Origin of the sequence: Sphingobium sp. Ant17 (assembly GCF_000588875.1) — a bacterium.
GTDB lineage: Bacteria > Pseudomonadota > Alphaproteobacteria > Sphingomonadales > Sphingomonadaceae > Sphingobium.
In genome coordinates this window covers 59,856-70,016 of the sequence record NZ_JEMV01000028.1, presented here as the reverse complement: position 1 = coordinate 70,016, position 10,161 = coordinate 59,856, and the positions used below count along the sequence as shown (strand labels likewise).

At 63.6% G+C, this 10,161-nt stretch carries 11 protein-coding genes and 2 pseudogenes; 10 read left to right on the top strand and 3 right to left on the bottom strand.

Translation table 11 applies throughout. From position 1 onward, the window contains the following. Window positions 1–422 precede the first annotated feature (422 nt). Window positions 423–1,715 (bottom strand): annotated as a pseudogene (locus BF95_RS13795) (sugar MFS transporter); the annotation flags it as partial. Between the two features lie 123 nt (window positions 1,716–1,838). Here BF95_RS13795 and BF95_RS13790 point away from each other — a divergent pair. Both BF95_RS13790 and BF95_RS13785 read left to right on the top strand, forming a co-directional pair. Next, complete coding sequence (locus BF95_RS13790) at window positions 1,839–2,984, top strand: aldose epimerase family protein (protein WP_043151977.1); 1,146 nt, start codon at window positions 1,839–1,841, stop codon at window positions 2,982–2,984. After that, window positions 2,984–3,840: pseudogene (locus BF95_RS13785) on the top strand (SMP-30/gluconolactonase/LRE family protein). The gene BF95_RS13790 and the pseudogene BF95_RS13785 overlap by 1 nt, the downstream one beginning before the upstream one ends. A gap of 171 nt (window positions 3,841–4,011) precedes the next feature. On the opposite strand, the gene BF95_RS13780 reads toward BF95_RS13785, so the two are convergent. Beyond that, window positions 4,012–5,196, bottom strand: a complete 1,185-nt coding sequence (locus BF95_RS13780) for a cation:proton antiporter (RefSeq protein ID WP_043151976.1) — start codon at window positions 5,194–5,196, stop codon at window positions 4,012–4,014. A 133-nt stretch (window positions 5,197–5,329) separates the two neighbouring features. Here BF95_RS13780 and BF95_RS13775 point away from each other — a divergent pair, with 133 nt between their 5' ends. The 8 genes from BF95_RS13775 (at window position 5,330) to BF95_RS13745 (ending at window position 9,349) form a co-directional block, all read left to right on the top strand. Next, window positions 5,330–5,923 (top strand): nitroreductase family protein, encoded by a 594-nt coding sequence (locus tag BF95_RS13775; RefSeq protein WP_043151975.1) that lies wholly within the window; start codon window positions 5,330–5,332, stop codon window positions 5,921–5,923. A 179-nt stretch (window positions 5,924–6,102) separates the two neighbouring features. Then, a complete protein-coding gene (locus BF95_RS13770) occupies window positions 6,103–6,378 on the top strand; it encodes an HU family DNA-binding protein (protein ID WP_037476661.1) in 276 nt (91 codons plus the stop codon). A 6-nt stretch (window positions 6,379–6,384) separates the two neighbouring features. Beyond that, the gene (locus BF95_RS13765; protein ID WP_043151974.1) at window positions 6,385–6,648 is read left to right on the top strand and encodes a hypothetical protein; all 264 of its coding nucleotides are present in this window, start codon (window positions 6,385–6,387) and stop codon (window positions 6,646–6,648) included. A gap of 184 nt (window positions 6,649–6,832) precedes the next feature. After that, a complete protein-coding gene (locus BF95_RS29240) occupies window positions 6,833–7,231 on the top strand; it encodes a hypothetical protein (RefSeq protein ID WP_235209750.1) in 399 nt (132 codons plus the stop codon). Next, complete coding sequence (locus BF95_RS29235) at window positions 7,180–7,575, top strand: DUF4198 domain-containing protein (RefSeq protein ID WP_235209749.1); 396 nt, start codon at window positions 7,180–7,182, stop codon at window positions 7,573–7,575. The genes BF95_RS29240 and BF95_RS29235 overlap by 52 nt, the downstream gene beginning before the upstream one ends. Window positions 7,576–7,619: 44 nt before the next feature. After that, window positions 7,620–8,000, top strand: a complete 381-nt coding sequence (locus tag BF95_RS13755) for a hypothetical protein (RefSeq protein ID WP_043151973.1) — start codon at window positions 7,620–7,622, stop codon at window positions 7,998–8,000. A 9-nt stretch (window positions 8,001–8,009) separates the two neighbouring features. Next, on the top strand, window positions 8,010–8,744 hold the full coding sequence (locus tag BF95_RS13750) for a HupE/UreJ family protein (RefSeq protein WP_043151972.1): 735 nt from the start codon (window positions 8,010–8,012) through the stop codon (window positions 8,742–8,744). Further along, the gene (locus BF95_RS13745) at window positions 8,741–9,349 is read left to right on the top strand and encodes a hypothetical protein (RefSeq protein ID WP_043151971.1); all 609 of its coding nucleotides are present in this window, start codon (window positions 8,741–8,743) and stop codon (window positions 9,347–9,349) included. The genes BF95_RS13750 and BF95_RS13745 overlap by 4 nt, the downstream gene beginning before the upstream one ends. Before the next feature lie 55 nt (window positions 9,350–9,404). Here the strand turns inward: BF95_RS13745 and BF95_RS30365 are convergent, their stop codons facing one another. Continuing rightward, on the bottom strand, window positions 9,405–10,061 hold the full coding sequence (locus tag BF95_RS30365; protein ID WP_268747175.1) for a TonB-dependent receptor: 657 nt from the start codon (window positions 10,059–10,061) through the stop codon (window positions 9,405–9,407). Window positions 10,062–10,161 lie beyond the last annotated feature (100 nt).

Here is a 10,161-nt window from a genome sequence, read left to right as displayed (position 1 = left end):
GATAGGGCAACACCCCTCCGTCAGGGCTACGCCCTGCCACCTCCCCTGCCAGGGGAGGATTTCATACAAATAAAAAAGGCCGGAGCGGACATCCCGCTCCGGCCTTTCCTTGTGTCTAGGCGAACTAACTTAGGCTTTCATCTCGCGCGGCTTTTCATCGCCCGCAATATCGCTCCGCAAGCCAACAAAATCGCAGACAATAGTGCGAGAACGGCACCAATTTGGAATCTAAGGGATTGGTTATGCATGAGATGAATATTCGCTACCCGACCAAAATTGCCAGCCGCAACGGAAACGTCCATGCTCAAGGCCATTATGATGAAAACCACGGATGCAAGTGCTGCTAGCGCTCCAGCAGCGATTAGTCCGGTTGGTAAGGTCAGGCCGGTCGAAGTGCTTTCTGTTGTCTCAACAAAGGCGTTTTCATCCGGCAATGCATTCGTCACCTTCGACCCCCACAGCGCGTAGAACAGGATATACAGTTCGCACGCGGCGGTCAGCAGGAACGACCATTGCAGACCATATTCGTCCGCCAGCCAGCCCTGCACCACCACCAGCGCGCCACCGGCGATCGCCATGATCAGCAGGCCCGAACCCTCTTCGGTCAATGGCCCCAGGCCCTTGATGCCGAGCGTGAAGATGGTCGGGAACATGATCGAATGGAACAGGCCGACGAGGATCAGCGCCCACATCGCGACCGGCCCGGTGGTGAACACGGTGACCAGCATCACGATGAACGCGCCGATCGAGAAGGCGGCCAGCACATGGCCCGCATCGAACTTCTGCATGATCGCGGCGCCCAGGAAACGGCCGATCATCATGCCCGCCCACAGGAACGTCAGATAGCGTCCGGCCTGTTCATAGGTCAGGTTGGCGATATCGGGCTGGCTGACGAAATTGATGAACAGGTTGGCGACGCCGATTTCCGCGATCAGATAGATGAAGATCGCGGGCACGCCCCACACCAGATTGCGATGGTTCCAGAGCGAATGTTTCTTGCGCTCTTCCTTGCTGTGGCGCGACGTCGCATTGCCCATGGCGGGCAGGGGGAAGCGCGCGATGATCACCGCCAGCACCACCAATATGACGGCCACGATGATATAGGGCAAAATCACCGACTGCGCATCGGCCAGCCGTTCGGCCTGCGTCAGCACCGTGCCGGTTTCGGCCGTGCCACCCTTCGACCGGCCCAGGATCAGATAGGCCCCGAACAGCGGCGCGAGCATCGTGCCCGCCGAGTTCATCGCCTGCACCAGATTGAGGCGCGAGGAGGCGGTTTCGGGCTTGCCCACGACCGCGACATAGGGGTTGGCCGCGACCTGCAGCAGCGTGATGCCGCTCGCGATCACGAACAGCATCAGCAGCGTGACGCCATAGGAGGGGATCGACGCCGCTAGCGTCATGCCCAGCGCGCCCGCCGCCATGATCAGCAGGCCCACCACCAGCGATTTCTGATAGCCGACCCGCTCGATCAGCTTGGCCGACGGGATCGACGCGACGAAATAGGCGATGAACCACACCGATTCGATCAACGTCGTCTGGGTGTAGCTCAAGTCGAACACGCTGCGCAGATGCGGCAGCAGCGTGTTGTTGATGACGGTGATGAAGCCCCACATGAAGAAGAGGCTGGCGAGCAGGCCTAGCGCCGGGCCATAGCGCGTTGCGGGATTATGCGTCGCGGTGACGCCCGCGCCTGATGTTACGGGTCCTGCCATCCATCCTTCTCCACTGCATTTCCGGGGACGGGCGACCCGGATAGGGGTTGCGCCCGCTTATTTTGTCGGAGTATATTCCCCGAAACCGCGCGTCAATGGGCGGTCGGTATCGGGAGGAAGTCCATGCAAAAGGTCATCATTAAAACAGCGCTGTCATACGCATTGGCCATGGCGCTGACAAGCACGGCGGCGCTGGCCGCCGACGCCAGCCGCGCGCCCGCAGGCGCGCTGGCGGACGGCACGGCGGTGGAAACGATCACGCTGACCAATGCTGCTGGCGTATCGGCCAAGATCCTGACCTATGGCGCGACGCTGCAGTCGCTGTCGGGGCCGGACAAGGATGGCAAGATCGCCGATGTGCTGCTCGGCTATGATGATCTGGCGGGCTATGTCGATCACCCCAATTATTTCGGCGTGACCGTGGGCCGCTATGCCAACCGCATCGCGGGCGGCACCTTCAAGCTGGGCGACACCAGCTATCAGCTTCCGCTCAATGACAAGACCAATTCGCTGCATGGCGGCGACAAGGGCTTCGACAAGCTGCCCTGGAAGGTCGTGTCGGTAAAGAGCGGCCCGACCGCCACCGTGGTCCTCTCCCTCGTCAGCGCCGATGGCGATTCGGGCTATCCCGGCAAGCTCGACACGACCGTCACCTATACGCTCGACGAAGCGGGCAATCTCGGCATCGTGTTCGCGGCGAAAACCGACAAGCCCACCATCGTCAACATGACCAACCATGCGATCTTCAACCTCGCGGGTGAAGGATCGCCCGATGGCGCGCTCGGCCATATGCTGACGATTCCGGCCAAGGCCTATACGCCGGTGGACGAAAAGCTGATCCCGACCGGCGAATTGAAGCCGGTGGACGGCGGCGTGTTCGATTTCCGTAGCCCCCGCCGCGTCGCCGATGGCATTCGCGACGGCCGCGACCAGCAGATCGTCTATGGCCGTGGCTATGACCATAATTGGGCGCTCGACAAGGGCGCGACCAAGGCACCCGAACTGGCGGCCCGGCTGGAAGACCCGGTGTCGGGCCGGGTGCTCGAAGTGCTGACCACCGAACCCGGCGTGCAATTCTACGCCGGCAATTTCCTCGACGGCACGTTGATCGGCAAGGGCGGCCATCTCTACCGCATGGGCGACGGCATCGCGCTGGAGCCGCAGAAATTCCCCGATGCGCCCAACAAGCCCGCTTTCCTCTCGGCGCGGGTCGATCCCGGCAAGCCCTATCGCCATGCGATGGTCTATCGGCTGTCGGTCAAGCGCTGATGACGGCCTGGCGTCTGATCGAACGGGGCGTTGCCGATACGCTGGGCGAAGGCACGCTTTGGTCGGCGCGCGATAATGCGGTCTATTGGGTCGATATCCTGGCCCCGGCGCTCAACCGGCTGTCCCTGGCGGACGGCACGGTCGAGCGCTGGGCCATGCCCGAACCGCTCGGCTGGGTGGTGGAGCGCGAAGGCGGCGGTTTCGTCGGCGGCTTCCAGAGCGGCTTTGCAGATATTAGCCTCGATCCGCTGACGATCACGCCCTTCGGCGACCCCGAACCGCATTTCCCCGGCAATCGCATGAATGATGGCAAGGCGGATGCGCAGGGGCATATCTGGTGCGGCACGATGGACATGGCCGAGGCGCATGATCGCGGCGCACTCTATCGGCTCGCACCCGACCGCAGCTGGTCGGTGGTCGACGCCGACTATCGCGTCCCCAATGGCCCGGCTTTCTCGCCCTGTGGCCGCTGGCTCTATCATAGCGATACAGCCAAGCGGCAAATGTATCGCTTCGCCCGGACGGCGGAGGGCGCGACCGATCGCCAGCCCTTCCTCCGCTTTGCCGAGGCGGATGGCTATCCCGACGGCATGACCGTGGATGCCGACGGCCATATCTGGGTCGCCCATTGGGGCGGCGGGCGGGTCAGCCGCTTCACCCCTGATGGTGTGCTGGACCGGTCGATCGCGCTGCCCGCGCGGCAGGTGACCAATATCTGCTTTGGCGGGGCCGACCTCGACCGCATGTTCGTCAGTTCGGCGACCATCGGGCTGGACGACGCCACGCCGCACGATGGCGGCTTCTTCGAAGTCGATTACGGCGTGCGCGTCTGCCGACCCACCAATACGCAGGCTGACGCGCCGACAGGATCGCGCAAAGGGGCTTGCGGCCCGGCGCGGAATCTGTTTTATGGCGCGAGACAGCGTTGTCATACCTCTCCAAAGTGAGGCAGCGCTGCAATCCCGGACGGCCCGCCACGGCGAACTGCACGCGCCATGGGTCGTCCGGGAGGACTTTTTCCCTTTCCTTATCGCTGCTGCATTTTCGCCAGGCCCCGGCGCGCCATGGGCATGGTCAGCATCGTGCTGCCGATCGCCATCAGCAATAGCGCGGTAAAGCTGGTGCCGGTGATGATCTGCCGATCGAGCAGGATATTGGCGAAGATGATCATGATCAGCGCCTTGGTTTGCAGCAGCCAGCCGATCACCCCGGCCTCGCCCTTGGGCCACCCCAGGATTCGCCCGGCCAGCGCCACCCCGGCCAGCTTGCCCAGCACGGCGGCGGCCAGCAGTAGCAATGCACCGCCGATCACCTCGAACCCGCCCATATCCCATTGGGTGCGCAGCCCTGTGCTCAGGAAAAACACCGGCATCACCGTCAGCAGCATATGATCGCGCAGCATATCCATCTGCGCCTCGTCGAACCATTCCTTGTCCAAAATCGCACCCGCCAGGAACGCGCCGACCATGAAATGCAGCCCGGCCCAATCGGCGGCGAAGCCCAGCAGTGCGAGCGACAGCATCCCCAGATACAGCCGGTCGCGCCCGCCGATTCGCCGCATCACTGTGCGTAGCCCCCAGGCGACGAACGGGAACAGCAACAGGAAGCCCGCCTGTCGCTCGACCCGCGCCCAATCGAGCAGGATCAGCGCCAGCACCCCCCAGATGGCGATATCGTCCAGGCTGGCATAGCGCAGCACTCGCTGCCCCAGCGGTTGGCGCAGGATGGCGAGCCGGTCCATCAACAGAACCAATATGGGCAAAGCGGTCACCGCGCAGGCCATCCCCATGCCCAGCAACGCCTGCCAATGCTGCCCCTTCGCACCGATCCAGCCCGGCTGGGTCAGGATGAGCGCGGCGGCCAGCGCGCCGAAGGCCAGCGGCGTCGCCAACGCCAAACCTGCCGTCGTCCATGTCTCGCGCCGCGCGACCCAGGCCTGATGCAGGTCCAGTTCGATGCCCGCCAGCCAGACGAAGATCATCACCGCCCACCAGGCGATGCCGTTGAGTGCGGCAATGACGTCGGGGGTAAACAGGACATCATGCACCTGCGGCAACGCGACGCCCAGCACGCCGGGGCCAAGCAGCACGCCCGCAACGATCTGCACCACCACCAGCGGCGCCCAATTGTCGGTGCGCAACACGCGCCACACCAGCCAGGGCAGCCCCATGACGAGCGCCAGCGCGAGCAGAAAAGTCTCCGTGATCGTCATGCCCCGCTCCCCTTATCGGCGGGCAGGATTAGCCGCGACGCGCCGTGTGCGCCAGCGACTTGCCCCAAAATCCCTGGCCCTTCGCAGCCGCAAAAAACACCCTATATGGGGGCGAGCCTTTTAGGGAGATTTTATGGACACTGACCCCCGCGCCGTCACCCGGCCCGTCGACCCCCTGTTCCTCGACCGCTGGTCGCCCCGCGCCTTCGACGCATCGCCCCTGCCGCAGGCGGATCTGGACACCTTGCTCGACGCGGCCCGCTGGGCACCGTCGGCCTTCAACTATCAGCCGTGGCGCTTTCTCTACGCCCATCGCGACAGCGCGGACTGGGCGCGGTTTCTGGGCGTGCTGGTGCCGTTCAACCAGAGCTGGGTGCAGCATGCCTCGGTCCTGACCTTCATTCTGTCCGACAGCCTGTCGTCCGCGCCCGGCTCGCAGGATGCCAAGCCTTCGCACAGCCATAGTTTCGATGCAGGCGCGGCCTGGGCGCTGCTCGCGTTGCAGGCGACACGGATGGGTTATCACACCCACGCCATGACCGGCGTCGATTTCGACGCCGCCCGGCGCGAACTCGCCGTGCCGGATCGGTTCCGCATCGAAGCTGCCGTCGCGATCGGGCGCATGGGCGACAAGGCGACCCTGCCCGAAGGCCTGCAGGACAAGGAAGCGCCAAGCGGCCGCAACCCGATCGACAGCTTCGCCTTCGCCGGCAATTTCGTCGCCTAAAAGCGATTCCAAACAACCGCTGCCCCCCGCCAACTCGCATCCAGACGGACATGCCCACGCGTTACCGCGTATTTGGCGCAATATGTCTACGGAAATGCGCGGAAATTTGCCCTTAGGCAATGGACCGACGCATGGGAACGAGCTAGGGCAGGGGTCATCACACTTGAAGAGGACGTCCTATGAATAACAGTGACCTGATCGACACCGTCGCCACCGCCCACGACCTTTCGAAGGCGGACGCCAAGAAGATCATCGACGGCGTGATCTCGGCGATCGTCGACGCGGCGGCCAAGGGCGAAGAAATCTCGCTCAACGGTTTCGGCAAGTTCAAGGTCAAGGAAAGCGCCGCACGCGAGGGCCGCAACCCCGCCACTGGCGAAACGATCCAGATCGCCGCGTCCAAGAAGCTGGGCTTCACCGCTGCCAAGGCGGTCAAGGACAAGCTGAACGGCTAATCCAAAATGCAATTTGACGACCAGCTGCGTCGCTATTTCGGCCGCACGGACATTGACGCCGTGCCCGCCGAAGCGATCGCAGCGGGCGTCGAGCGCATGCGCGTCGACCTTGGTCTGGAAAAGGACCGGGGTCGACGTTTTGCGTTATGGTGCCTGCTCTTCCTGATGGGCGACGCGCCCGATCTCGACACCATTTTCAAGGACGCGGCCGATCGCGACGCCGCCCGCAATTTCATGGATCTCGCGCAAAGCGATCCCCCGCTCGATTAGGCCCCTTCGGGTCATTCAAGCCCTCAACGATCCACATCCCCCTTTCCGCCATCGGGCGATCATCCACTGTCGCCATGCCGTTTTCCGGCACATCTTGCCTGCGGACGCCTGAAAAACGGCATCCGGCGGGCCGTCGCTGACATAGCCTGTGTGCCAGGGCCATCAGGGCCACGGGAGATGATCGATGAAACTGCCACGCATCCTTGCTGTCACCGTCGCCGGATCGGCGCTTCTGGCCATGGCCGCCCCTTTAAGCGCGCATGGCATCTGGTTCGCCCAGCGCGCGACGCAGATCGCCCTCATCTATGGCGTGGGTGCCGACGATCTCGACGCGGTCAAGCGGCTGCCGCTCGTCAAAACCGTCACCGGCTATGATGCCGACTGGGCACCCGTCACCACCAGCCTGCGCACCGCTGGCCCCATCCCCGTGGTGGACAGCGAAGGGCCGATCGCAGCGGTCGCGGCGATCATGGATTATGCCTGTGGAGCAAGACCCCCGACGGCAAATGGCACAATAAGGGCCGCGACGAAGTGCCCACCGCCAGCCTTGCCGAACATAATTGGAAATATGCCGTCCATCTGACCAAGGTGCCGACCAGCCCCGTCCCGTTGTTTGAAGGGCATAAGCTGCAGATCGTCCCCGTCGATCCCGCCATCCCGCAGAAGATGGGCGAACCGATGAAAGTGCGGGCCTATTATGAAGGCAAGCCGATCGCGGGCGCGACCATCATGTCCGACTATGTCAACGATCCCGACGAAGCGGCGGTCAAGACCGGCGCAGACGGCACTGCCACCATCACATTGCGCAACCAGGGGCTAAACGTGCTGATGGGCATCTATGTCGGGCCAGCCGACGACAAGGCGAAGGTCGACCATGTCGAATATCGCGCGTCGCTGTCCTTCGTGCTGCCCCATCTGCCCGAATAAGGCCGCACCGCCATCCCTCATCGCTGCCCCATAAGGAGATACCCATGAAATTCGACCTGATGAAGCTAGGACTCGCCGCCGCAGCCCTCGCCCTGACCCCGACCGCCGCCTTCGCCCATGGCAGCATGAAGCCCCAGCATGGCGGCCTCGTTCAGATGTCGGGCGAAACCATGGTGGAACTGGTCGCCGGAGCCAAGGGCGTCGATATCTTCATCAGCGAAGAGGATGAGCCGCTGCCGGCATCGGCCTACACCGCCACGCTGACCCAGACCGCATCGGGCCAGAAGACGCAGGCCGCGCTCAAGCCCGCCGGTGGCAACAAACTCTCCGCGCCCGGCTTCAAGGCCGCCAAGGGTGCGAAGATCGTCGTCGCGCTGGTCAACAAGAGCGGTGCCAAGGTCTTCACCACCTTCCAGACCAAGTAAGCCGCGATCATGCGCGGCGCGACCCACCCTCTGCCTTTCCACCCCGGCATGCGGCGGGTCGCGCTGCTGCTGCTGGGGCTGGTGCTGGCCTGCATCGGCCAGACATTGTTGGCCCACGGCGTCGATGAAAATGACCGCGCCTTCATCGAAGGCGCATCGGGGATCAACATCATCCCCTATATGTATCTGGGCGCCAAACATATGGTGACCGGTTACGATCATCTGCTCTTCCTCGCCGGGGTCATCTTCTTCCTCTATCGGCTCAAGGACATCGGCACCTATGTGACGCTGTTCGCGATCGGCCACAGCAGCACGCTGTTGCTGGGCGTCATCCTCGACATCCGCGCCAATCCCTTCCTGATCGACGCGATCATCGGCCTCTCGGTGGTCTATAAGGCGATCGACAATCTCGACGGCTTCCGCACCTGGTTCGGCATATCGCCCAATCCCAAGGCGGCGGTGTTGATCTTCGGCTTCTTCCACGGCTTCGGCCTCGCGACCAAGCTGCAGGATCTGACCCTGTCGAGCGACGGGATGATCCCCAACCTCCTCGCCTTCAACATTGGGGTCGAAATCGGCCAGTTCATGGCGCTCGCCCTGATCCTGCTCGCCATGACCGTCTGGCGCAGGAGCGATAGTTTCCGCCGCAGCGCGGTCCTCGCCAATGCGGCGCTGATGACGGCGGGCTTCGTCCTCGTCGGCTATCAATTGACCGGCTATTTTACCGAGAGGGGCCTGACATGACCAGCCAACCCGCGCCACCCACCGCCATCACCGCATCACCCGCCACGCTGGCAAAAGCCACCGGTGCCGCCGCGATCGGCGCGGTCGCTATCCTGACTTTGTTCGTCCTGCCCGCTGAATATGGCATCGACCCGACCGGGGTTGGCGGCGCGCTCGGCCTCACCGGCATGGTGGCCGAGCCAAGCGGACCCGCGCCAGCGACGGCCCAGCCCGCAACACCCGCCACCGCGCCGACCCTGCCGACCAGGGACAGCATCGCGCGCACTACCCCCTGGCGACAGGATAGCATGACCATCACCCTCGCGCCGCACAGCGGCCAGGAAGTGAAGGCGCATATGCAGCAGGGCGACAGTTTCGTCTTCGAATGGCAATCGACCGGCGGCCCGGTGAAGGTCGACATGCATGGCGAAGCGCCCGACGCCACCGACGGCGCCTTCACCAGCTATTGGGAAGAGCGCGAACAAACCAACGCCAGGGGCAGCTTCACCGCGCCCTTTGCCGGCACCCATGGCTGGTATTGGCGCAACAAGGGCGACACGCCCGTCACCGTCACGGTCAAGACGACCGGTTTCTACAAGGATATGTTCCAGCCTGCGGGCGGATAATTCCCAAAAAGCGCGGCCTGCGCCGGGGCATTTACCCCGGCGCAGGCCGTCCACCTTAGAAGCGATAGCCGACCGTCGCGCCATAGGTGCGCGGCGGCAGGTAGGTCACACCGATGATGCGCCCGGTGGAGATGGCAAAGGTGCTGCTCTCGCGCAGCGTATCGCCGATATTCTTGACCCAGAGCGATGCCGTCACCGTGTCGGTCTTGTCCACCCAGCGCAGCGACGCATCGAACATTGTAAAGGACCGCGCACCCTCGACCAGCCGCTTGAACTCGGTGAAATAGATGTTGCTGCGGCCGGTCATGTCCCCGCTGACGGTGAAGGTGCCAGCATCTTGCATGATCGGCAGGTCCACCTCGATCCCGGCGCTGTAGGACCAGGTGGGCGAGTTGCGCGTGGGGTTGCCCGCCAGCTGGATGTTGCACGGCGCATTGGCGTTGAGCGCGTCGGCCCCGCATGGCGCACCAAAGGCGGTGGGATCGGGATTGGTGACGGGGTTGTAAGCGGGCTGCCCCGCCTGCGCCACGTTCACCGGATCGAGCGGATCGACCGTGATGAAATCATCATATTTGCTGTCGGTATAGGATACCGACCCGCGCAACCGCACGCCATCGACCGGGCGGGCCAACAGGTCGGCTTCGACACCGGTGGCCGACGTCTTCGCCGCATTTTCGAAGATGGTGGTAAAGCCCGCCGGGCCGCCGCCGATCGTCTTGTTGATCTGCAGATCGTCCAGCTTGTAATGATAGGCGGCCAGATGACCTGCAGGCGACGGTCGAGCAGTTCCGCCTTCACGCCCAGTTCGTGGT

Excerpts from the sequence above, each read along its gene's own strand:
- BF95_RS13745 (WP_043151971.1), top strand. The coding sequence starts at position 8,741 with ATGACCAGCCAACCCGCGCCACCCACCGCCATCACCGCATCACCCGCC.
- BF95_RS13775 (WP_043151975.1), top strand. The coding sequence starts at position 5,330 with ATGGACACTGACCCCCGCGCCGTCACCCGGCCCGTCGACCCCCTGTTC.
- BF95_RS29240 (WP_235209750.1), top strand. The coding sequence starts at position 6,833 with ATGAAACTGCCACGCATCCTTGCTGTCACCGTCGCCGGATCGGCGCTT.
- BF95_RS13790 (WP_043151977.1), top strand. The coding sequence starts at position 1,839 with ATGCAAAAGGTCATCATTAAAACAGCGCTGTCATACGCATTGGCCATG.
- BF95_RS13750 (WP_043151972.1), top strand. The coding sequence starts at position 8,010 with ATGCGCGGCGCGACCCACCCTCTGCCTTTCCACCCCGGCATGCGGCGG.
- BF95_RS13755 (WP_043151973.1), top strand. The coding sequence starts at position 7,620 with ATGAAATTCGACCTGATGAAGCTAGGACTCGCCGCCGCAGCCCTCGCC.
- BF95_RS13780 (WP_043151976.1), bottom strand. The coding sequence starts at position 5,196 with ATGACGATCACGGAGACTTTTCTGCTCGCGCTGGCGCTCGTCATGGGG.
- BF95_RS13770 (WP_037476661.1), top strand. The coding sequence starts at position 6,103 with ATGAATAACAGTGACCTGATCGACACCGTCGCCACCGCCCACGACCTT.
- BF95_RS13765 (WP_043151974.1), top strand. The coding sequence starts at position 6,385 with ATGCAATTTGACGACCAGCTGCGTCGCTATTTCGGCCGCACGGACATT.